23 protein-coding genes and 1 other RNA gene are annotated in these 23,158 nt (G+C 34.3%); 4 read left to right on the forward strand and 20 right to left on the reverse strand.

Features of this window, described 5'->3' with window-relative positions; all coding sequences use genetic code 11:
- Nucleotides 1–76: 76 nt before the first annotated feature.
- Nucleotides 77–385, reverse strand: an RNA gene (rnpB, locus tag Q0871_RS12995) — RNase P RNA component class A.
- A 109-nt stretch (nucleotides 386–494) separates the two neighbouring features.
- Here rnpB and Q0871_RS13000 point away from each other — a divergent pair.
- Nucleotides 495–2,360: a DNA polymerase III subunit gamma/tau gene (locus Q0871_RS13000; RefSeq protein ID WP_299324287.1), complete on the forward strand. Its 1,866-nt coding sequence runs from the start codon at nucleotides 495–497 to the stop codon at nucleotides 2,358–2,360.
- On the opposite strand, the gene Q0871_RS13005 is transcribed toward Q0871_RS13000, so the two are convergent.
- The 7 genes from Q0871_RS13005 to Q0871_RS13035 are packed head-to-tail and all read right to left on the reverse strand — an operon-like array spanning nucleotide 2,355 to nucleotide 9,196.
- Nucleotides 2,355–2,702, reverse strand: coding sequence for a transmembrane 220 family protein (locus Q0871_RS13005; protein ID WP_299324290.1), 348 nt, complete (start codon nucleotides 2,700–2,702; stop codon nucleotides 2,355–2,357). The two genes, Q0871_RS13000 and Q0871_RS13005, sit on opposite strands and share 6 nt — an antisense overlap.
- A gap of 6 nt (nucleotides 2,703–2,708) precedes the next feature.
- Nucleotides 2,709–4,082 carry an alkaline phosphatase family protein gene (locus Q0871_RS13010; RefSeq protein WP_299324293.1) on the reverse strand — a complete coding sequence of 458 codons (1,374 nt, stop codon included), beginning with the start codon at nucleotides 4,080–4,082 and terminating at the stop codon, nucleotides 2,709–2,711.
- Nucleotide 4,083: 1 nt separating this feature from the next.
- A complete protein-coding gene (eboE, locus tag Q0871_RS13015; RefSeq protein ID WP_299324297.1) occupies nucleotides 4,084–5,277 on the reverse strand; it encodes a metabolite traffic protein EboE in 1,194 nt (397 codons plus the stop codon).
- Nucleotides 5,278–5,282: 5 nt separating this feature from the next.
- Nucleotides 5,283–6,443 carry a 3-dehydroquinate synthase gene (locus Q0871_RS13020; protein ID WP_299324300.1) on the reverse strand — a complete coding sequence of 387 codons (1,161 nt, stop codon included), beginning with the start codon at nucleotides 6,441–6,443 and terminating at the stop codon, nucleotides 5,283–5,285.
- A gap of 7 nt (nucleotides 6,444–6,450) precedes the next feature.
- Nucleotides 6,451–7,350: a UbiA-like protein EboC gene (gene eboC / locus Q0871_RS13025; protein WP_299324303.1), complete on the reverse strand. Its 900-nt coding sequence runs from the start codon at nucleotides 7,348–7,350 to the stop codon at nucleotides 6,451–6,453.
- Complete coding sequence (locus Q0871_RS13030) at nucleotides 7,350–8,261, reverse strand: TatD family hydrolase (protein ID WP_299324307.1); 912 nt, start codon at nucleotides 8,259–8,261, stop codon at nucleotides 7,350–7,352. The genes eboC and Q0871_RS13030 overlap by 1 nt, the downstream gene beginning before the upstream one ends.
- A gap of 2 nt (nucleotides 8,262–8,263) precedes the next feature.
- Nucleotides 8,264–9,196, reverse strand: coding sequence for an EboA domain-containing protein (locus Q0871_RS13035; RefSeq protein WP_299324312.1), 933 nt, complete (start codon nucleotides 9,194–9,196; stop codon nucleotides 8,264–8,266).
- A gap of 130 nt (nucleotides 9,197–9,326) precedes the next feature.
- Between Q0871_RS13035 and Q0871_RS13040 the strand changes: the two genes are divergently transcribed.
- Nucleotides 9,327–9,908, forward strand: coding sequence for a tRNA-(ms[2]io[6]A)-hydroxylase (locus Q0871_RS13040; protein WP_299324316.1), 582 nt, complete (start codon nucleotides 9,327–9,329; stop codon nucleotides 9,906–9,908).
- An 8-nt stretch (nucleotides 9,909–9,916) separates the two neighbouring features.
- Here the strand turns inward: Q0871_RS13040 and Q0871_RS13045 are convergent, their stop codons facing one another.
- From Q0871_RS13045 to Q0871_RS13100, 12 genes are all read right to left on the reverse strand, one after another.
- Complete coding sequence (locus Q0871_RS13045; RefSeq protein WP_299324321.1) at nucleotides 9,917–10,807, reverse strand: exopolyphosphatase; 891 nt, start codon at nucleotides 10,805–10,807, stop codon at nucleotides 9,917–9,919.
- A 12-nt stretch (nucleotides 10,808–10,819) separates the two neighbouring features.
- Nucleotides 10,820–12,886, reverse strand: a complete 2,067-nt coding sequence (ppk1, locus tag Q0871_RS13050; protein ID WP_299324326.1) for a polyphosphate kinase 1 — start codon at nucleotides 12,884–12,886, stop codon at nucleotides 10,820–10,822.
- On the reverse strand, nucleotides 12,883–13,371 hold the full coding sequence (locus tag Q0871_RS13055; protein ID WP_299324330.1) for a histidine phosphatase family protein: 489 nt from the start codon (nucleotides 13,369–13,371) through the stop codon (nucleotides 12,883–12,885). The genes ppk1 and Q0871_RS13055 overlap by 4 nt, the downstream gene beginning before the upstream one ends.
- 9 nt (nucleotides 13,372–13,380) lie before the next feature.
- Nucleotides 13,381–14,028, reverse strand: coding sequence for a pyridoxamine 5'-phosphate oxidase (gene pdxH, locus Q0871_RS13060; RefSeq protein WP_299324334.1), 648 nt, complete (start codon nucleotides 14,026–14,028; stop codon nucleotides 13,381–13,383).
- 78 nt (nucleotides 14,029–14,106) lie between these two features.
- Entirely contained in the window at nucleotides 14,107–15,012 is a 906-nt protein-coding gene (locus Q0871_RS13065) for a ribonuclease Z (protein WP_299324340.1), read from the reverse strand.
- Between the two features lie 35 nt (nucleotides 15,013–15,047).
- Nucleotides 15,048–15,371 carry a ribonuclease Z gene (locus tag Q0871_RS13070; RefSeq protein WP_299324345.1) on the reverse strand — a complete coding sequence of 108 codons (324 nt, stop codon included), beginning with the start codon at nucleotides 15,369–15,371 and terminating at the stop codon, nucleotides 15,048–15,050.
- A 1-nt stretch (nucleotide 15,372) separates the two neighbouring features.
- Nucleotides 15,373–16,299 carry an aspartate carbamoyltransferase catalytic subunit gene (locus tag Q0871_RS13075; protein WP_299324349.1) on the reverse strand — a complete coding sequence of 309 codons (927 nt, stop codon included), beginning with the start codon at nucleotides 16,297–16,299 and terminating at the stop codon, nucleotides 15,373–15,375.
- A gap of 3 nt (nucleotides 16,300–16,302) precedes the next feature.
- Nucleotides 16,303–16,842 carry a bifunctional pyr operon transcriptional regulator/uracil phosphoribosyltransferase PyrR gene (pyrR, locus tag Q0871_RS13080; RefSeq protein WP_299324354.1) on the reverse strand — a complete coding sequence of 180 codons (540 nt, stop codon included), beginning with the start codon at nucleotides 16,840–16,842 and terminating at the stop codon, nucleotides 16,303–16,305.
- A gap of 114 nt (nucleotides 16,843–16,956) precedes the next feature.
- A complete protein-coding gene (locus Q0871_RS13085; protein ID WP_299324358.1) occupies nucleotides 16,957–17,685 on the reverse strand; it encodes a LytTR family DNA-binding domain-containing protein in 729 nt (242 codons plus the stop codon).
- Entirely contained in the window at nucleotides 17,682–18,716 is a 1,035-nt protein-coding gene (locus Q0871_RS13090) for a sensor histidine kinase (protein ID WP_299324363.1), read from the reverse strand. Before Q0871_RS13090 ends, Q0871_RS13085 begins: the two co-directional genes overlap by 4 nt.
- 7 nt (nucleotides 18,717–18,723) lie before the next feature.
- Nucleotides 18,724–19,065: a DUF4907 domain-containing protein gene (locus Q0871_RS13095; RefSeq protein WP_299324368.1), complete on the reverse strand. Its 342-nt coding sequence runs from the start codon at nucleotides 19,063–19,065 to the stop codon at nucleotides 18,724–18,726.
- A gap of 74 nt (nucleotides 19,066–19,139) precedes the next feature.
- Nucleotides 19,140–20,132 (reverse strand): kelch repeat-containing protein, encoded by a 993-nt coding sequence (locus tag Q0871_RS13100; RefSeq protein WP_299324373.1) that lies wholly within the window; start codon nucleotides 20,130–20,132, stop codon nucleotides 19,140–19,142.
- Nucleotides 20,133–20,371: 239 nt separating this feature from the next.
- Here Q0871_RS13100 and Q0871_RS13105 point away from each other — a divergent pair, with 239 nt between their 5' ends.
- Together Q0871_RS13105 and Q0871_RS13110 are read left to right on the forward strand one after the other, a co-directional pair.
- Entirely contained in the window at nucleotides 20,372–21,712 is a 1,341-nt protein-coding gene (locus Q0871_RS13105) for a DUF4270 family protein (RefSeq protein ID WP_299324378.1), read from the forward strand.
- Complete coding sequence (locus Q0871_RS13110) at nucleotides 21,702–22,952, forward strand: hypothetical protein (RefSeq protein WP_299324382.1); 1,251 nt, start codon at nucleotides 21,702–21,704, stop codon at nucleotides 22,950–22,952. The genes Q0871_RS13105 and Q0871_RS13110 overlap by 11 nt, the downstream gene beginning before the upstream one ends.
- The last annotated feature ends 206 nt before the right edge of the window (nucleotides 22,953–23,158 follow it).

Below are 23,158 nucleotides of genomic sequence, written 5' to 3' on the forward strand. Positions count from 1 at the left end.
CATCAAAAAGCAAAAAGACTCTTCGACCACGCTCAGAGTTAATTCGATGATTCTAACCTTAGATTTACAATATCATTAAAAAAGCAGGCCATAAGCCGGATTCTGTATACTGAAAAATTCAGAATTCCTTATCATTTATCTAGGCAAAGGGTTACCCCAGAGCTCGAACCGCCTACCCTTCGACTTGGGCGTGCAACCCTCAATCACCGATTTACATGACGTTTCACCGTATAGAGTTTACCTGGTTTCACTACAGCCGAACTGTACTTGCTTTCTGTTGCACTTGTCCTCACTTCTCAGCGGACGGGCGTTACCCGCTATACTGCACTATGGTGTCCGGACTTTCCTCTCCCAATTGCTTGGCAGCGATAAGGTGACCTGCTGAGCGCAAATGTACTGCAATTGTTGATAACTAAGGATGATCTCTTTTCTTAATTCTCGTTAGAATTAAAGGCTATAATTATATTTGTATAAGAATAAACAGAAGTAGCAATTTGGAACCATTTATTGTATCGGCTAGAAAGTATAGACCCCAGACATTTAAAGATGTTGTGGGTCAACAATCTATTACCAATACATTACAAAATGCGATAGACCAAAATCATCTTGCGCAAGCATTATTATTCTGCGGACCAAGAGGTGTTGGTAAAACTACCTGCGCCCGTATATTGGCAAAACAAATAAATTCTGATGGCACCGAACAAGAAGACGAAGATTTTGCTTTCAATATTTTTGAGCTTGATGCCGCTTCTAACAACTCGGTCGATGATATTCGTAACCTTATTGACCAAGTTCGTATACCACCGCAGGTAGGTAAATACAAAGTATATATCATTGATGAGGTGCACATGTTGTCTCAGTCTGCTTTCAACGCATTTCTAAAAACGTTAGAAGAGCCACCAAAGCATGCGATTTTCATATTAGCGACTACTGAAAAGCATAAAATTATACCAACAATTCTATCTAGATGTCAAATTTTTGATTTCAAGAGGATTACCGTTAAAGATGCTGCTGAATATTTAAAATATATTGCTGAAAACCAAGGTATAAATGCCGAAGAAGATGCATTGCACATCATTGCCCAAAAAGCTGATGGTGCCATGCGTGATGCTTTATCGATTTTTGATAGAGTAGTTAGTTTTTCTGGTTCAGAGCTTACACGTAAAGCAGTTACCGAAAATTTAAATGTACTAGATTATGATACTTATTTTGAGGCTACAGATTTAATCTTAGAACATAATATACCAGGGTTATTATTACTATTCAACAAGACCTTATCTCTTGGTTTTGACGGACACCACTTTATATCTGGACTAGCGTCTCATTTTAGAGATTTAATGGTATGCCAGCATCCTGATACTATTACCCTATTGGAAGTTGGTGAAGCCGCACAGCAATTATACCGAGACCAGAGCAAAAAGACCTCCCCCTCCTTTCTTCTTAAAGGTTTGGATATTTCAAATGACTGCGACTTAAAGTACAAAACAAGTAAGAATCAACGATTACTTGTTGAGCTTACACTTATGAAACTTGCCTCTATCAATTTTGATGGAGAAAAAAAAAATCCTGAATCCGTAGCTCTTAATAACAAGACTATCGATTTTATTGCTCCTTCAGCATTTTACAATCAAGTCCCCAAAGCACTAACTAAAGAATCTGTGGTAAAACCAGTAACTGGAAATCAACCAGCTGCTACAAAATCTGAAGTTGAAGTTTCAAAAGAAATAATTGCTACGGATATGACTACCGAAACGCCAGCAGTATCAAAACCAGCTTCAGTAACTGCTGAAGCACAAGTATCTCCAGAAAAACCCAAAGAACCACAACGAGAAACTAGTGAAGAACCAACAGTAGAAACAGCTACTGATGGTAAAAAACCGATTATTAATCGCCCTACCAAAAGAGTTTCAGGTCTTTCAATTTCGAGCTTAAATGCCAAAAAGCAACACGAGCTTAATAAAATTGAAGTTGTAATTGATGAAAACAACTTACCAAAAGATAATTTTACCGAAGAAGAGCTGCGTAAGCATTGGGCAGATTTTATAGAAATTATTGATAAAAAAGGTCAAAAAATTCTAGCTTCTAACCTTCATTCAGATATTCCCAAATTAAAAGAAGGCTTTGCTATTCATTTAGAGCTTCCTAACGGAACCATGAAAAAGGAAATTGAGCGTGAGCAGTATGAATTAATGGAATATCTACGTGCTAAACTAAATAACCATTTTGTTCATTTAAATATCACGGTAAATGAAACTACATCAACGAAATTTGCGTTTACCCCTGAAGAAAAGTACGAAAAACTACGAGAGAAAAATCCTGTAATCGATTTACTCAGAACGGAATTTGATTTGTATTTATAACCTTCTTTTACTTCGAAAGGCAAATACAAGTAGTACGATTGAAATTATCAAAAGTCCAAAGGCTTCCCTTCCTAATTCTACGATAACTATATCTCCATCATTTAAATCGAATCCTTGAAAATCTGACGGATATAGATATATAAAGCCAATAAAAGCAAGTACCCCAAATATCATCGGTATTACAAACCCTATTTTATTTAACGCGAATAATAAAGACATTAAAGCCGCAACACCGTAAATAATAATCCAATTTAACGAGTCTGGATCATTGTATTGCAATACAGCACCAACAGTAAATAAGACTGCAAAAACATACCCTAATATCTTAAATAATAGATTCATTTAAATTTAGTTTAAGAGGTGATCTTCAATAAGATCACGTACTTGTATTGCACTAATTTTTTGATGGTTATCACCCGTTACATGATTGCTTATGAAGATGGGAAAATCTTCTTCATCTTCAGTCAACCGACCGTGTGATCCTTTTATCAAAGTAGCATCAATTGGTATAATATTCATCACCGTTCTAAAGCCCATTTTTTTCTTAAGTAGCTTGCCCACTACTTTTGCCATCACTAATTTATCTTTTGGATCCGTCAACATTTCTACTGGATCGTAACCTGGCTTTTTATGAATATCTACCATTCTTGCATAGTCTGGTGCCTTCGTATCATCTAGCCAGAAATAATAGGTAAACCAAGAATCTTTATCTGCAACAACCACAATATCACCACAACGTTCATGTTCTATGTGATAGGTCTTTAAATCTTCTCCGTAAAGAACTTTCTCTACACCGTCAATTGACTTCATCAATTTGGCAACACGCTCAATATCTTTAGAATTCTTACAATACACATGTGCAATTTGATGATCAGCCACTGCAAACACATCACTTGCCCCTGCATCTAAAAGCTCCAAACCTCGTTCTTCACGAATAGCAAGCATTCCCTCTTTTCTTAATACACGATTAAGATGAATTGGTCTGATTACATTTGTAATTCCGTATTCTGAAAGTAGAATCACTCTGGCATCTAGTGCTTCATAATGTTGCACCAATTGTTTTACTACAGTATCAATTTCGTTCAAATCTTCTGATATAACCTTGAAATCAAGACCGTACCGCTGTAAATTATAATCTAAATGTGGAAGGTAAATAAAGGTTAAATCTGGATTGTGTTTTTTATCTGTCAATAGAGCGGCATCAGCTATCCATTTAGAAGAATTGATAGTTGTCTTAGGCCCCCAAAATTCGAAGAGAGGAAAAGTACCTAATGCTTTTTGCATATCATCTCGCAACTCAGCCGGATACGAATACACATCAGGAATTTTTCTGCCGTCTGCTAAATAATTAGGTCTTGGTGTAAGGCTATAATCTACATTGCTGTACATATTATACCACCAAAAATGATTGGCACAAGTAAAATTAGGATACTTCTCTTTTAAATCGTCCCAAATTTTTGACTGCTCCACCAATTTATTCGATTGTCTCCAGAACTTGACTTCGCATTCATCTTTAAAATACCAGCCATTACCTACAATACCATGTTCTGATGGCCATTTGCCTGTTACATAGGTAGATTGAACAGCACATGTAACTGCTGGCAATACAGGTTCTATGTATGATGTCTGACCTTTCTCTAAAAATAATTTTATAAACGGAGTGTGCTCACCTATCAATCTCTTTGTTAACCCAACTACATTTATGACTACCGTTTTTTTCATATTACATGTGTGATTTAAACCACTCTATTTCTCTAATTATAGATACTGATAAATCTTGTTTTAAATCTGACGGAAGCACATCCCAAGTATAGGTTTCTATTTCTAAATGTTCTGATACTAGATTAGATTTAATATACTCCATCGTTTTCAAAATATGATCTTGTGTTGAAAACAACTCACCATATTTTTCTAAGAAAATGGGAACGTGATAGTGTGCCCTAAGCTCTGTATGCTTTCTTTCTCCCTCTAAAATCAGAGGTAAATCGCTATACGTTTTTACTTCGCCATCGATTTTCTCTGTTACCTGATGTAAATAGGTTGGTTCATTAAATTGAGACAATTGTTCCCAAATAACCTCATCCTTATCGCCACCAAAAAGAATTTTCAATGCTGCACTTACTTGAATTTTACCTACTCGTATATTTTCTTTTTCAAACTTAGCAAAGGTATCTTTAGGTTCTTCATATGCCAAAGAGAAATGGCAAACATCATAACAAATGGTGATGTATTTTTTAATTAACTCTTCAGATTCCTTTTGCCCTAACCCTAATTCCTGTTTAAAAAATACTGCTCCTATTGGTAATAAGTAGTCAGAATAAAAGGATAGTACTTCATGACTATTTTCTAACAACCCGTCTGGTTCTGGTTCTATATCTAAATGCAAATAGGTTCCTGTGGCTTGCTCAATTTCGAACAACTGTTTGGCAACCTCTAGCATATTTTCGGCACCTACGTGAAATGCAGTTTTTATTTCGCTTTCTGTTTTATGCCAGTATTTATAGGTGATTGGTGATGTAGAAATTCCGCCATTCATTCCCTCAGGGATTAATTCCGACAATTGACGAAACAATCGTTTTGTATACCGTAATCGATTATCAGTGGTCCAATCTGGAGCGTGCACCATATCTTTTACACGTTCATCATGAAAATTACCATAAGGGAATCCGTTCATGGTGAAAACATATAGATTGTTAGCATCTAACCACTTTTTGAAATCGGACATGTTATTATCCAAATCAAGTTCTTCACTTGCTTTATTAGATAATCGAAGCCCTAGACCAAATGGCTGCTCTTTTGAAACTTCTTGTTTTATGCCTGGAACATGTTTTTTAATACTCTCAAAAGTACTTTTCCAATCTTGACCAGGATGAATATTTGTGCAATAGGTTAAATGAAGATTTTCTTTTAGCTGCATTGAACTTAATTTAATGCGAATTGATGATTCAATTTTGAAACTGCCTGTGCCATTAACTCCATATCAATAGTATGAACGTCATGTTTAACACCTAAATCAGAAATTAGGGTAATTGTTAACTGACCACCCAAATGCTCTCTAAACTCTTCTATGCCATCTAACAAAGATTGAATCTCAACCGGACTTTCAACCGGAAGTGATAGGTCAAAACCTATAGCAATCATTACATCTAAAATATGTTTTAAATCTGCCTCTGAAATTAAACCGATTAATTGCGCATAGGTTACATCTAGTGCAATGCCTTTTGCTACTGCCTCACCATGTCGCAATCCATAATTGGTCATAAATTCCATTTTATGGGCTGCCCAATGCCCGAAATCTAATGGTCTTGACGAACCTGATTCAAATGGATCACCACCTTGCGCTATATGATTCATGTGCATTTCTGCACACTTATAAATGACATATTGCATGGGTTCAATTTCTCTGTTCTTCAAAGCCGTAGCATTATCTGCTATGTACTTAAAGAAAGTTTTTTCCTTAATCAAGGCAACTTTAATCGCTTCAGAAATTCCGGAAATCCAATCACGTTGCTCTAGAGTTTCTAGAAAATTACTGTCATTGATAATTGCGAAAGGCGGAGCGAACGTTCCTAAAAAATTTTTCTTTTTAAAAGCGTTTACACTATTCTTAACCCCTACTGCAGAATCGTTCTGAGATAATACTGTTGTGGGTATTCGTATCAACTTAACACCTCTATGCGCAATTGCCGCTGCATAACCGACCATATCGATTACTGCACCACCACCTATGACAACTACAAATGAATGACGACATATTTTATTTTCATTGACTCCTTTTAAAACAGAATCAATTGCTGCATCGCTATTTTTAACTTGCTCGCCACCTGGCAATACCAAGGTACTGGTATACTTTATAGTTTGCTGATTTTTTCTACAATAAGCTTCAATCTGATTTATTAACGGAGGATGATGATTTTTCACTCCGTCATCCAATACGAACAGAAGTTTTACGGGTTCAAAATCTTTATAGTCTGCAATTAAGTTTGCGAACAAAAGATTATTTAAAGCAAAGAGTCCCGAAGTAAAATACAATTGATAATCGTACTGAACTTGAAAAGACTGTTTTATAGGCTGTAATTGCATACGTATTTTATGTTACCGCAAATAATTTAGACAATAGCATTGAAATCGGTAATAGTAATAAAACTGCTAAAGCCAAATACCAATTAGAAAAACCAGCCACCCAGCAAGCGTTCATCACCACCAACGATAATACACCCCCCATTACTGCCTTCTTAATATTCTTGGGCGAATTTTCTTTATATGCCTTAATTAATGGCGAATAAATTAAAAATCCGAACAAAAGTAAAAACGGCAATAACACCAAGACATTGTCTTTCTTTTGCATTACAATTAACGCAATAGATAGTACAACTATTGCATAGAGAATACCCGCCCAAACAATATGTTTTTTATTATTACCATGTACCTCACCTCTACTGATCAAGGTGATGGCAAAAATATATACGACCGGAACCAAAGAAATGTACCAATGAGTAAGGCTTCCTAAAATAGACATGCCTAATAAAAGATTCAATCCTCGGCAAATACCCATATTCAAAGGACCAACAAATCCGAACTGCTTAAAGTAGCCATTATATGCCAAAATAGCAATGGTCAATACCATAGATATCATTCCTGACAACAATGTGCATTTAAATGCCAAAGTAATACCGATCAACAATAAAATTGCTCCAAAACAAATAGCTTCTCTTTTAGGTACGCGTCCACTTGGTATTGCTCTTTCAGGTCTCTCTATAGCATCCAATTCAGCATCAAATACATCGTTAAAAACAACTCCGCCAGCATATAATGCAACCGACGAAAAAACTAATAAAAACACATCAGCGCCTTGCTCACACAAAAATGTAAGCACATCAATATTTTGCAGGTATAAGATAATAGTGATACCAGCCAATATATCAGCTGCGGCCGTAGGAAGGTTTGCAGGCCGCGTTAATTGTAAATAGCCTTTTAAAACAATCCTCATTAGTGAATTTTATCAGTATTTTCAATTTTTGGATCTTGCCCTCTTAAAACGCTGTTATTATTATATAGTTCTGTTTGATTGATTCCTTTGGCATTCATCCAATCTGATTCCTTCATTTTCCCATTTTTACCGAAAGCATTTAATGCATTTTGGTAGCAGGTTTTAATTACGTGTTCCTTAGAAATACCGCTTTTAAGCATAAGAGAAGCCGTCTTTGGTACTGCAAGTGGATCACTAACGCCCCAATCCGCAGAACTATCAACAATAATATCTGTACTACCATATTTTTTCACCACTTCTACCATTCGTTCATTTCCCATTTTTGTATTAGGATAAATGGTAAATGCAGCAATAAAACCTCTATTCAACACCTCTTCAACCGTTTCTTCATTATTATGATCTATAATTATCCTTTTGGGGTCAAGACCATGTTCTAAACAAACTTCCATACTTCTAATTGTGCCCGCCTTTTTATCTCTATGAGGTGTATGCACTTGTACTACCATATCCAATTCTTTCGCCAGCTCTAACTGGATTCTAAAATATTTGTCTTCAGCGGCGGTTTGGTCATCATAGCCTATTTCCCCAATAGCAACTACATTTTCTTTATGAACATATAACGGTAATAATTCAATAACCTGTTCTGCTAAAGCCTCATTATTGGCTTCCTTTGAATTTAATCCAATGGTACAATAATGCTGAATACCAAATTGGCTAGCCCGAAATGGCTCCCAACCTACTAAACTACTATAGTAATCTTGAAATGAACCTACTTTTGTTCGTGGTTGCCCTAACCAAAATGAAGGTTCAATAAGTGCGACTATACCTGCTTTGGCCATTGCCTCATAATCATCAGTAGTTCTTGAGGACATGTGAACATGAGGATCAATAAACATCATTTTATCTTCCATTATTATTCTTTTATGGTTTCCCAGCTAAGTGCTGCATTTTCTATTTGTTGAATTAAATTTTGATGACCATTTAATAATTTTTTGGCATCTAGGTTGTCTGAAAAATAACAGCACAAAGCTCCTGCTCTATTTTCAAATTTATTTTTACTATTTAATAATCGCTTCATATCTTCTAATAGTGCTGGGCTCATAAATTGAATTACAGGACGCCAAAAATCAGGATCTATTTCCCTACCTGCCGCCCAGCGTTCATGTGCATAGTCAGAAATTATTCTAGCTAAATCTTTATTTGCTCTTTTATCAATATTGAGTATAGCACTTAAATTGCCTTGCATAAAGGCCGTTTTTAAGAACATTTGATTCCACTGCTGGTCATCAAAATAACTACTTGGATAAGGATTATAATATGCCAATGCATTAAAAACCGGCGAAATATTTGTTCGTAAAGCATCTACCGCAACCATTTTGTATTTTTCAGGGTTGGGCAACAGAATCAAAAATTTCAAAAATGTTTCTAGTTCGCTTGTGTCGGCAACTTCTATAATATTCGCTACTTTTTCACTGAAAAATTCTTCATCAGCTTCAAGTACCTTGATCAAAAAATACATTCTTGCTATTTGTAAAAAATTTCCATTTTGAATTTTAAGGTAATTTATTAATTCAGCTGTTATCATTGATGTATCAAATGCATGATTAACATCAATTTTAGGCGCAAGTAAACTATACGTTAAATAAAGGTCTTTCGTAGATTTCGTATGCGTAATGGTCGTAATCTTATCCGCTAACCATTCTTTTGTTTTCGAATTAATATTACCTTCAATAATTTTAGAAAGCTGCAGTTTCGTGTCTTCAAAGTGCATCAAAATATGTGTTAGGTTTGGCAATGGCATCCAATGAATACAGGATAAAAACTCTTTCTGCCAAGTGTTTTCCAAAAATAAAGCTATTTATCCGAAGAAAAAATATCAATTATCATAGTATTTGCAGCTAATTTCAATTGAAACGCTTTACTTTAAAATCACATTCTTGTTATTCTTTTTACATTTGTTTTAAAATGAATAATTTATGCTAGGCTTGAAATTACCAACTGACCCAAGATGGGTAAATATTGTAGAGAAAAATATTGATGAAATACTTACCGACCATGCGTATTGCGAGCAAAAAGCTGCTAGTACTGCTATATCGCTAATTGTATCTTTCCCTGAATATACCGAACTTGTTGAAGAAATGGTTGCTTTATCTAGAGAAGAAATGGGTCATTTTAAAATGGTGCATGACCTTATCTTAAAACGTGGTAACACTTTAGGTAGAGATCGTAAAGATGATTATGTGATTCAGTTGATTAAATTCTTTCCAAAAGGAGGAAGCAGAACCACACAGCTGGTTCATAGATTATTATATGCCGGACTTATTGAAGCGCGAAGCTGTGAGCGTTTTAGATTATTATCAGAAGAGTTAGAAGACAAAAAATTAGCCGAATTCTATCATAAATTAATGATAAGCGAAGCTGGTCATTATACTATGTTCTTAAAATTTGCCCGTAAATACGGGGAATTAGAAGAGGTGAATAAAAAATGGGAGAGCCTTTTGGAATATGAAGCTCTAATCATGAAAGATTTAAGCAAAAAAGAATCTATTCACGGATAAGACTTAAATCATTTTGTTTCCGAATTATATAGTTCCTTTATAATACCATCTGAAAGTCCGATTTTAGGAACATGAATTTTCTTCGCCCCACTCCATTTGGCAGCAGATAGAAAAATTTTGGTTGCCGGAATAATAACGTCTGCCCTATCTGGATTCAATCCTAGTTCTGATATTCGATCATCATAACTTAGACTATCTAAAAAATGATATTGAGCATTCAACCAAATATAGGATAAAGGTTCGCCTTCTTTTCTTCCCGATAGTTTATGCAACTTATTAATATTACCGCCAGAACCTATAATGGATAACTTAGGCTTATCCTTTAAATTCACCTTTATCCATTCTTCTAATTTTTTCCATGTTTCAGGTTTGACCATATCGTTCAAAAGTCTGACCGTACCTAATTTAAACGACTTAGAAACTTGAATTTTACCATTTGAAAATAAGGTGAATTCTGTACTTCCGCCACCAACATCAATGTATAAATAAGATTGGTCCTCTTTAATTAGACTCTTTAAATCTGTAGCGGCTATTATAGCCGCTTCTTGCTTACCATCTATCAAATCTATTTGAATACCTGACTCTTGAGCTACTTTTTTTATAATCTCATTTCCATTATTGGCTTCTCTCATTGCAGAAGTGGCACAAGCTCTATATTTTTCAACTCCCGCAACTTCCATCAACAGCTTAAAAGCCTTCATGGTACTTATTAATCGTGTTTCATTTACCTCAGAAATTTCACCTACTGTAAATGAGTCTTCACCTAAACGTACGGGTACCCTTACCAAAGAACTTTTTCTAAATTGAGTTCTTTTACCCTTATCCTCAATTACGTTATGCGTTAGCAACCTAATCGCATTAGAGCCTATATCAATCGCTGCAAATTTTCTTACCTTCAAAAGACTTCTTTTTTAAGATTCTTGTTTATTCGCATAATACTCATAAGTAGCAAATTGTGATCTAATTCTGGGTAACGTAGTCTTTCTGTACGCATTATCTTGAGCTGCGTTGAATACACGTGCCTTCATATTATCTTTCCAACAGATATCAAATGTATCCATCAATTCTTTTTTAATATCCTCATCATAAATTGGGCAACCAACTTCAACTCTATAATCAAGGTTTCTAGTCATCCAATCTGCAGAGGATATATATATTTTAGTATCGCCACCATTAGCAAATGCAAAAATACGTGTATGTTCTAAAAATTTATCTATTACACTTATAGCTTCTATGTTTTCACTCATACCCTCAACACCTGGTATTAAGCAACATATACCTCTTATGATCAACTGGATCTTTACCCCTGCTCTACTTGCTTCATACAGTTTATCCACCATCTTATATGACGTAAAACTGTTCATTTTTATTTTAATAAAAGCTACTTTACCTTGCTTGGCATTTGCTATCTCATTATCAATTAATTTCATGAACGCATTTTTAGTATAATGCGGCGAAACTATAAGGTGTTTGTACTTATTGATTTTATACGTAGTCTCAAAGAAGTCGAAAACTTTATTCAACTCTTTTAGTATAGAATCATCTGCTGTAAAGAGTGTAAAATCAGTATAAATTCTTGCTGTAGATTCATTGAAGTTTCCTGTACTTACGAAGCCATATCGCTTTATTGAACCAGATTCTTCTCGCTCAATTAAACATATTTTACTATGTACCTTTAAACCTGGCACACCAAAAATTAGCTTTACGCCTTCTGCTTGTAACTGCTCTGCATATTCAATATTAGCTTGCTCATCAAAACGTGCCTGAAGCTCAATTTGTACGGTAACTTGTTTACCGTTTTTAACGGCATTAATTAAAGAAGCGGCAATTTGAGAGTTTCTTGCCAGCCTATAAACCGTAATCTTAATAGTACGGACTTTAGGATCTAATGCAGCTTCACGCAAAAACTTTAAAATATATGTAAAAGTATGATATGGCGTGTATTGCAGATAATCTTTTTTAGCGATACTTTCTAAAATACTACCCTCTACACTTAAGCCTTTTACCGGTAGCGGAATAATTTTATCGTACAGTAAATCTTTTCTACCCAAGCTTGGAAAGCCCATATAATCTCTACGGTTATGATATCTACCGCCAGGTATTACACTATCAGTATCTTCAATATTCATCTTCTCCTTCAGAAAAGTCAAGGTATCTCTACCTATACTTTTATCATATACAAAACGAACCGGATCACCTATTTTTCTATGTTCTACACTAGATGATATTTTCTCAATAAAACTCTTACTTAAATCATTATCAATATCCAGCTCGGCATCTCTGGTAATCTTTATCATGTGAGCAGAAATAGACTCATACTCAAACATGGTAAAAATATTATCCAAACAGTATCTAATTAAATCATCTAGTAAAATGATAAAACTCTTCTCCCCTTCATCTGGCAATACAACAAAACGGTCTATCCCCTTCGGAATTTCAATTAATGCGTAGCGCTTCTCTTTCTTACTTTCTTCACTCTTAATAACCATCTTCACTGCTAAATAGGCTGCAGTATCTTTTAAGGTAGGAAAACGAGTAAGATCATTGAGAATAATGGTCATTAATTGCGGACTCACCTCTTTCAAGAAATAGGCTTTTACAAACTCCTTTTGATTTTCGTTTAATTCCGTTTCCTGAATGATAAATATATTCTTACCCTCAAGCTCATGCTCAATTCTTCTAAGAATAGTCAAACTCTTGGTTTGCTGCTCAATTACAATATTTGTAATCTCTTCTAAAAGGTCTTTTGCTTTTTCACCTCCTAAAACACTTTTACCTGTTTTACCGGCTTCAACTATACGCTTTACAGTTGCGTATCGAACTTTAAAAAACTCATCTAAGTTATTTGAGAAAATACCTAAAAAACGAAGTCTTTCAATTAATGGAACATTCTTATCCGCGCTTTCTTGTAATACACGCTCGTTGAACCATAACCAACTTATTTCTCTATTTACGTACTGGTTGTTATTTTTTATCATGCTTTTAGTTGCTTCGGAAAAATGGTTTGTATTGTTGATCCTTTATTAACATTAGCCCAGGTATTTTCATTGAATTGCAAATGAACAAATCCGCTAGTAGGCACATTATCAATATGCTTATCTCCCATAGAATTTGCTAAATGGGTAAAGGTATGGTTGTGTCCAAAAAGAAGGACATTATCTAAATCATCATCCAAATTCTTAATAAACTGGAATACTTGATTCCCTGAAAAATCATACAGATCCGCATCTACACTACAATTCTCTAACGGGTAATTAATAATTCGCAAACAAATCATACATGTATGAAACGCCCTGTTTGCCGGACTGGTATAAACATAATCTATTTTTAAATTTAGTTTAGAAATTTCTTCGCCTACCAAACGAGCGTCAAAAATTCCTCTTTGCAATAATGCCCTGTCTTCATCGCCAACATTTAGCTCCCAAGAAGATTTACCGTGGCGCATTAAAAATAGATTCTTCATTTTACTTAATTAAGGAGCTAATCGCTCAATTTTCCAATCATATTCATTTGTAAGGGTGTACCTAATACGATCGTGTAATCTATTAGGTCTTCCTTGCCAAAATTCCATAGAAACCGGTCTTACTAAATAACCTCCCCAATGGTCTGGTCTTTCAATTTCCTTACCTTCATATTCACTCTCCAACTTGGTAAGTTTATCCTCTAAAACAGCTCTAGAGTCTATTACCGTACTTTGATCGGAAACCAATGCACCTAACTTACTTCCGTCTGGTCTTGAATCAAAATAACCATCAGATAGATTTTGTGGCAGTTTTTCCGCAATGCCTTTTATTATTACTTGGCGTTCTAAATTTGCCCAGAAAAAAGAAATACAGATATTTGGGTTTTCGCTAATGGCACGCCCTTTCTCACTATTGTAATTCGTATAAAAGATAAAACCTTCGTGTGTATATTTTTTTAGAAGTACTACCCTGCTTTTTGGAAAACCATCTAAACCAACTGTAGATACCGTCATGGCATTTGGTTCATCTACTCCATCAGATTTTTCAACCTCATAGAACCAGGTTTGAAAAAGTTGAATTGGATTGTCAGATATACTGCCCTCCATCAACGCACTTTTCTCGTATGATTTTCTATAATCTCCTAAATCTTTTTGCATCATTTTCGTGTTAAAAACAAGATAAACAAAGTTCTAAAAAGAAAGGAAAATAAATGCGATAAAAATGTATTAAAACATTTAAAAATCTAAAGTCTTACCATCATCGGCAAGAAGCACATTCTTAAATATAGTTGAAGCTTCGTCCTTAAAAAGCTCAATAGATTTATAACGCGTAGAATAATGACCTAATATTAAGGTTTTTACGTTAGCATCTCTTGCTACTTTTGCAGCTTGCATAGCAGTTGCATGCTTTGTTTTCGTTGCCAATTCGGCTTCTGACTCTAAAAATGTAGATTCATGATACAAAACATCAACGTCTTTAATTTTTGCAGCTAAGCTTTCATCATAAATAGTATCGCTACAAAAAGCATAAGATTTTGGCTTAGGCGGATCAAATGTCAATTCACTATTCTCAATTACCTCTCCATTATCTAGGCTAACATCTTTACCATTTTTTATATTCTGATAATAAGCTTTATCAATACCATATTCCTCGACAACCTCTATATTTAGCTTTCTCTTTCCTACTTTCTCCCTAAACAAATAGCCGTTTGTGTAGATTCTATGATCTAATGGTATTGTGGTAACACTAATTTTAGTATCCTCAAAAATAAGCTCAGATTCTTTACTTGTAAGCTCATGAAATAATAAAGGATAATTCGTCCAAGAATCGCCCAATTTCAATAGCAATGTAATAGCTTCTTTTATGCCCTTCGGCCCGTATACATGAAGTTCCTTCTCTCTACCCAGTAATCTCATCGTAGAAATGAAACCCGGTAATCCAAAAAAATGGTCTCCATGAAGGTGCGAGATGAAAATATGATTAATTCTTGAGAACTTTATTTTATGCCTTCTAAGTTCCACTTGTGTACCCTCACCACAATCAATTAACACAATATGGTTATTGATTTCTAAAACTTGAGATGTAGGGTTCGTAAATGTTCTTGGTGTTGCCGCATAACAGCCCAATACAGTAAGATGCATATTAATTATATTCTATATTTTCTTGATTTAGCCAATTACAGCCCTAAATCGCGCTCAATTTCTTCCATTTCAATAACATCACGTGCTTCTTGAAGTGTAGGTACTAAATTAATCTCTTCTGGCACATCATCATAAGATACCTTATCAGATACCAAAACGAATGACTTTGTATGCTTTCTCGCCACCTCTAAAAAAGAAATAATATTGTATGGCGTCAGTTCAGAGAAACTAAGTAAGTCCAATACTAGATTGTCGTTCTTTAACTTATCATATTCCTTATTCAAATTTTCTAAAAAACGCGCAATAGAGATGTCTTCTTGAGAGACGATAATCAACGATCCTTCTTTAGTAAAAATCATATCATTTAATTTTAGATGCTAACAAATAAATCACTGCCATACGTATGGCTACTCCGTTTTCAACTTGATTCAAAATTATAGATTGTTTTGAATCGGCAACATCACTTGTAATTTCAACCCCTCTATTTATTGGTCCGGGGTGCATAATTACAATTTCTTTATCTAGACTATCAAGCAACTTTTTATTAACTCCAAATTGCTGAGTGTATTCCCTTGTTGTCGGAAAATAAGATATATCCAATCTTTCGTTTTGTATACGTAGCATATTTGCCACGTCGCACCATTCTAATGCCTTTCTAAGATTAGTCTCTACACCTACCCCTAAAGACTCTATATGTTTAGGCAACAAAGTTTTAGGTCCACAAACCTTAACATTTGCACCTTGCAATTTTAATGCAAAAATATTTGACAGCGCTACCCTTGAGTGAAGAATATCACCTACAATTAACACATTTTTACCAGCAACATCACCAAGTTTTTCACGAATGGAGTAAGAATCTAATAATGCCTGCGTAGGGTGTTCATGTGCCCCATCACCCGCATTCACAATAGAGGCATTTACATGCTTTGACAAGAATATACCCGCCCCAGGATTTGGATGCCGCATGACCACCATATCTACTTTCATAGATAAAATGTTATTTACGGTATCTATTAAGGTTTCTCCTTTTTTTACTGATGATTGACTGGCAGAAAAATTAAGTACATCTGCAGATAGTCGTTTTTCAGCAAGCTCAAATGATAATTTAGTTCTGGTACTATTCTCAAAAAATATATTGGCAATAGTAATATCTCGAAGTGAAGGAACTTTTTTAATGGAGCGATTGATCACTTCCTTAAAATGATCTGCAGTTTCAAAAATAAGCTGAATATCGGTTTCCTTTAGGTATTTAATTCCCAGTAAGTGTTTAACACTCAGTTCGCTCATTTTTTATCTATTTACTAAATATATAATATCCTCCCCGTCATTTTCTTCCCACATCACCTTTACTTTTTCATCATTAATAGCATCTACTTGACGACCTCTATAATTAGGCTGTATAGGCAAATGTCTACTAAATCTACGGTCAATTAAACACAACAGTTCTAAATCTTTTGGTCTACCAAAAGACTGAAGAGCAGTCAAAGCTGCATTTATACTTCTACCGGTATATAGAACATCATCTATTAAGACCACGTTCTTATCTTCTATCAAAAAATCGATTTTTGTTTTTGTAGCTTCTAAGGTCTTATCTCCTCTTCTAAAATCATCACGATAAAAAGTGATATCTAAAAAGCCAAGATCAATATGCTTTACTTTATATTCTTCCTTTAGAATTTTGGTCAAACGCTGAGCAAGAAACTTACCTCTTGGTTGAATACCTATTAAAACAGTATTTTCAAAGCTTAAATGATTTTCAAGAAGCTGACAAGCCAATCTATGCAGGATGATATTTATTTCTTTGGAAGAGAGTAAAACTTTTTGACTCATAATATGCACCCGTGCTTTTAGCTAAACAAAAATAGAGAATTCTATCTAAACTTTGATAGCTTAAATAAGGAAGTAAAAAAGGAAAGAATAAATTTAGGTGCAGACCAAGTAAATCTATAAACCTAATATAGAGAAAAAAGCCTCTTTATGACTTTCACCAATAGGAATTCGCATATCATTTATAACTATTCTATTACGCTGAACAGTTTTAATATAATTTACGTTTACTAGGTAAGATTTATGCACTCTAAGAAACTGATTAGAAGGTAATTTACTCATAATCTCTTTAAAACTCATGAGTGTAAGAATGGTCTTGTTCGTATTTACAATATGTATCTTCAAATAATCTTTTAAACCTTGTACATATTCTATTTGATCTAAATCAATTTTTATACTTTCATATTCTGCCTTTACAAAAATGAATTTTTTGTCTACTGAATTATCGCCGGCCGATGAGAATACATTTGCTTCCATAATAGGTTTTTGTTTTTTAGATATTAAATCTTGAACTCGTGATACTGATTTTATAAAACGATGATAGGGTATCGGTTTTACTAAATAATCAACTGCATTCAACTCAAACCCTTCAACGGCATATTGAGAATAGGCCGTGGTAAATATGAAAAATGGCTTATTATCTAAAGTGCCCATAAAATCAATCCCGTTAATTTGAGGCATTTCGATATCACAAAAAATCAAATCGATTTTCTTCTCTTTTATATCACTAATAGCATCTAACGGATTGGTGTAGGTTTTTACTAAATCGATAAAATCTAACTTTTCACAATAACCTGAAAGTATTTCTATCGCTAATGGCTCATCATCTATAATTATACATTTCATAGGCTTGATTGTTTTTGGTAAATAGTTAATGACACTTCATAATCTTTTCCATCATTGTCAACTTCAAGATCATGCAACCCCGGATAAATAAGCTTTAATTGGTTTCTAATATTTTCTAAACCAATACCAGAATTCTTTGTTGGCTCTCTAAACACTCCTATTTTATTCTTAACATTTAAATAAACAGAGGCATCTGTAATGATCAAAGCAATTTTTACATAGGTCTTACCTTTATAGTCGGTACCATATTTAAAGGCATTTTCAATAAAAGAAATAAACAGTAAAGGTGGTACCGCTCTTCCCCTATCTTCTCCTGTTATTTTTAAAGAAACATTTTCACTATCAGATAGTCGTAATCGCTGTAATTGAATGTAACTTTTTATATAATCTATTTCTTTGTTCAATGGTACCAAGTCTTTATCGGCCTCGTAAATCATATATCTCATTAACTCAGACAAATCAACTATAGCCTCAGAAGTATCTGGTGATTTTTTTACCGAAAGCGCATAAATTGTATTGAGCGTATTGAATAAAAAATGCGGATTCAACTGCGCTTTTAAAAATTGCAGCTCAGACTTAATGTTTTCTTTTTCTACCGATAAACGTAAATTTTCATTACGCTTCCACTCTACATATATTCTTAAAATAGCACTAATTACATAGGGTATCCCAAGATTTACGAACGATCTATAAATAGGCATATAACCAAAACCTCTTGGACGTTGAAAATCCATTATAAAGTTTTCCGGAAACTTTGGTTCGTAAAAGTGATATAGCAGCATCACAGAAGCTACCAACAAACCCAATGAGACCAAAAGGTAAAACAGTACACTTTTTTTCAGGAGATACTCTGGCACTAAATAGAAGTAGTTGAAATAAAAAAGAACGATTATAACAATCAGCTTTGGAAAAACATCTAAAGGAATTGGTCTTGCATCGTTCAAAATCGGATAAAAAGTGAGTCCATATAATAATATCCATATACTAATATGAACAACTATTTGAACCCTATTTTTTATAATCGATTTCATAAAGAAATTAGCGACTTGTCGCAATAGCAATATTTAATTCTGCTAAATCTGTTGGTAATAAAATTGGCGATTTACCTTCTTCTAATTTTGATATTACAAGATTTGCAGTTTTTAAGGCCTGAGCCTTGGTAGCAAATTTTTGCTTACCCGGAAAACCTGGTATATATTCTTGTAGAATCACTATTTTTTCTCCTCTCATAATCTGATATCCATATCCATTGTTAAGATCTACCACCTGACTATGAAAAGTTTGGTTTTCACTAGTGAACGTTTGATTATAAATTGAATAACTCAACACAAGTGCCAAAAATAAGACAAGTAAGACCCAATATTTTGCAGTCGAAATCATAAATAAATGTTTAAAAATGGGCCAATCCACACAGATTGACCCAAAAAATTAACAATTGCACTCACTATGAAAAATTAATCTTCCTCTTCGTACTCATCTTGAGGAAAGAATTCATCTAAATCATCTAGGTATAAAGTACCTGTTCTACCCATTCCAATAAATACACGACTTCCATTTGAAAATGCAATAGCATCTTGTCTTGTTGCACCTTCAAAAGACGTTTTTTGCTCCCACTCATCTGACGTAGGATCATACTCCCAAACTGTATTGGTTGCACCACTTAATTCACCACATGCTATATAGCCGTAACCATTTAATGTGAAACCAACGGCATTACTTCTTTGCACAGCGTAATCATCTTCTTCATCCAAATCTAATTTCTTTGTCCAGCTTTCTGTAGTTGGATCAAATACCCAAAAATCATCTAGATATACTCCATTAGAAACTCCTGTTCCTAAATAGGTCAATCCATCAATGGTAAACGTTGTTGCCGACCTTCTTTTGTTTCCTCCAAAACCAACTAACTCTGTCCAAGTATCATTGCCAGGATTATATCTCCAGAAATCTTTTCTATCGTTTTCGCCATCATAACCCGTACCTACATAACCAAAGCCATTAGTACCAAAGCCAACCGCACTTCTTCTTGCCGTAGTTAATGACGCAATTTCTGTCCACGTATTAGATGCTGTGTTATAACTATAAAAATCTGTTAATTCATCGACCCCATCATACCCAGAACCGATATAACCAGTACCATTTATTTCAAAACCTACTGCGGCGTTTCTAGCCACCCCAGGAAAATCTGCTTTTTGAGACCAATAATCACCTTCTATATCATATGCCCAAAATGAAGACAAATAATCATCTCCATCATAACCAACGCCCATATAACCAACATTGTCAATTGTAAAGCCAGATATACTACTTCTTGGGCTACCATCAAATACAGATTTATCAACCCAGTTTCCTAAATCGTCATCGTCATCATCACTTGAACAACTTGTAATTACCATGGCCAGTAGTGCCATACCAGTAATTTTGTACACATACGATTTTCTTTTATTCATTATTTTTTGTTTTAAGGTTCTTTCTTTTCAAGATCAAATCTACTAGAGACCCTACTGTTCAAAAAACACAATAGATTAAAATTGGTTTTTAACATACCAAACCCTTGTTTTCATCTACCAATACAAATTTTTCATTAATAGCTTAAATAACAGAGTTCATCCCTTAACATTCACGATTCGTCTATTCAGGTTTTTACAACCAAGCCTGGTATTTAGTTTTGATAAAAATTAAATACTAAATGAAGGTGTTCTTAAACAAAGTACGTGCGCTCTACATGTTTATGCTAGGCGGTTTCCTATCAATTGCAATCATATCGTGTAGCGATGATATTTATAATGACTCAGAATTTGTTGCGGGTGAAACTTTTACCGATAGCAATGTTCGCCTTATACTAATTGACACCTTAACTGTCAGTACATCTACCATGAAGTTTGATAGTATTGTCACCTCAGAATCTACGAGAATCCTATTAGGAAAATATACCGACACCGTTTTCGGTACTGTTACAACATCTAGCTATATGCAACTTTTACCCGAAACATATACCATAGACGCTGAAGCTGAGTATGACAGTATTGTTATGGTAATGGGTTATGACAACTACTATTATAATGATACACTGCAGAAAAACACTATTCACATTAAAAAAATCAATGAAAATTTTAACCCAGAAGGTGATGATTTCTTTTATAATACAAGTAGCATAGGTTATGACGAAACCGACCTTGGTTTTTCTGAATATTACCCACGACCATTATCTGGTGATTCAATTACTATTAAACTTGTAGATGATTTTGGTACAGATGTATTTTCTCAACTTCAAGAAAAAAATATTGTAAACGCTGATGAGTATCGAGATTACTTTAAAGGTATTGGTCTAGTACCAGATGACACAGATAACAGTGCTATAATAGGTTTTTCAAAATCTTCTGAAAACACTTATATGCGTTTATATTATAGCACCGATACCGAGTACGAATCTGAGCAAGAATATCTTGATATACAAATAGATGGTACTACTACTCCTGTTCCATTTTTTAATAGAATTACAGCAGATGATCCTATTACACCTCTGCAATCCTTGACCAATAGTCAGACAATTTTAGAAAGTTCGGATTCCAACAACCAAAGTTATATTCAGTCTGGTGTTGGTATTGCTATGCGTGTACAATTTCCCAGTATTACCAGTCTTTATGACATACCTGGTAGCGGCACTATTTTAGACGGAATCTTAAAAATTAAACCAACAGCTCAATCTTATGATGACCATCTAAAACTTAGAGATACACTTGCCGTTTACGTGGTTGACCAAAACAATGATTTAATTGAGACACTGACATCCACTTCATATGCTATTCTGAATAGAGACAATCAAGAATTTAATGACATCTATTATGAAATACCAATAGCCTATTATTTAGAAGAATTACAATTAAAAGATAGAGATATTGACGATGCACTGATTCTGCTTCCTGCAGATTACAATTCTACGGTTGATAGATTTATTTTAAACGGGAACGGTAATGGCGAAAACGAAACAATTTTAGAATTAACATACGGTATATACGATGAAGATTAACCAAATAATATTTTTTACCATAGCAGCACTGTTAGCTTTTTATCAGTCTTCGGCACAGTCTGAAGCTTTAACTAGCTCGCCATATTCGCTTTACGGATTAGGAGTCATTAACCAGACAAGTATCGGAAAATTTAATAGTTTAGGTTACAGTGGTATCGGCATTAAATCTCCGTACGAGCTAAACAATTTAAACCCCGCAAATTATGCCTTAATACCTCAAAATTCATTCCTATATGATATAGGTGTCACCGGTGAATTTAACAGTTACAGCAACACTTCTTCTTCAGAAGAAAAGTCGAATATAAACTTTTCTAATTTAGCCTTCGGATTTAGAATTATGGAAAACTTAGGTGCTGGTATTACTATGACACCCTATAGCGATGTTGGTTATTCATTACTTGGCGTTAGTAGTAACATTGAGGGATCTACAGAATCTTTTGAAAGTAACATTACCGGATTGGGTGGACTAAATGATATTAAGCTAAATGTTGGTTATGCACTAATGCCAAAATTGAGATTAGGTTTAAGTGCATCGTTTTTATTCGGAAACATTGAAGAAACGGAATCTTTCATTTATAGTACTTCTACATTCGAATCTGTAGAAAAAACTAATTATAGCGGTGCAAGGTTAGGTTTCGGACTTCAATACGATGTCAATGACAAGATAACTATTGGTAGTACGGTTCAACTACCAACAAGTTTAAACGGAAACCTAAAAAGATCTGTCGATAAATCAATATCAGGAATTTCAATTTCTGTAGAAGATGAAAGCTCTAGTAATGTTTCTGACTTTAAACTTCCTTTAGAGTTCGGTTTTGGTATGAGTATAAAACCAATTGAAGAACTGACATTTAGTGCAGATTACAAGAAAAACTTCTGGTCAGACACCAATCAATCAGAAAATATTGGCAGTTATGAAGATCAAGATATTTATGCCTTTGGACTAGAATTTATTCAAGACCCTACCAGTTATAAATACGGTCAAAGACTTGCTTATAGATTGGGTTACAATTATGATAATGGCTACCTCGCCATAGGTGACAAAAAAGTGGAAGGTTACAATTTTACGGCAGGTATCGGCATACCAACAAGCAGAGGCACACACTCTATGATCAATCTTTCTTATAGTTATGGTTCTAAGGGACTTTTACAAAACGTATTGGTGAAAGAGAATTTTCATTTAGTTACTTTAAACTTGAGCTTAGAAGACATCTGGTTCGTAAAGAAAAAGGTCTATTAAAAATTATAGTTAGGGAATACTATACAACGAATACTAACCCTTGCATTAGAAGAAATTCAACTTCTAATATTAAAATCTCCATTAGTAATTCATTTTTTTTGGAACCCTAATAGGAACTGAGAATTGTGGATATTAAAAAAAGCCCAGATTAATTTCCGGGCTTTTACTTTTGCTACTTTCCTAAGATACATCTTGATAAATTAAGG

It is taken from the genome of uncultured Maribacter sp., assembly GCF_947500985.1.
Classification (GTDB): Bacteria; Bacteroidota; Bacteroidia; order Flavobacteriales; family Flavobacteriaceae; genus Maribacter.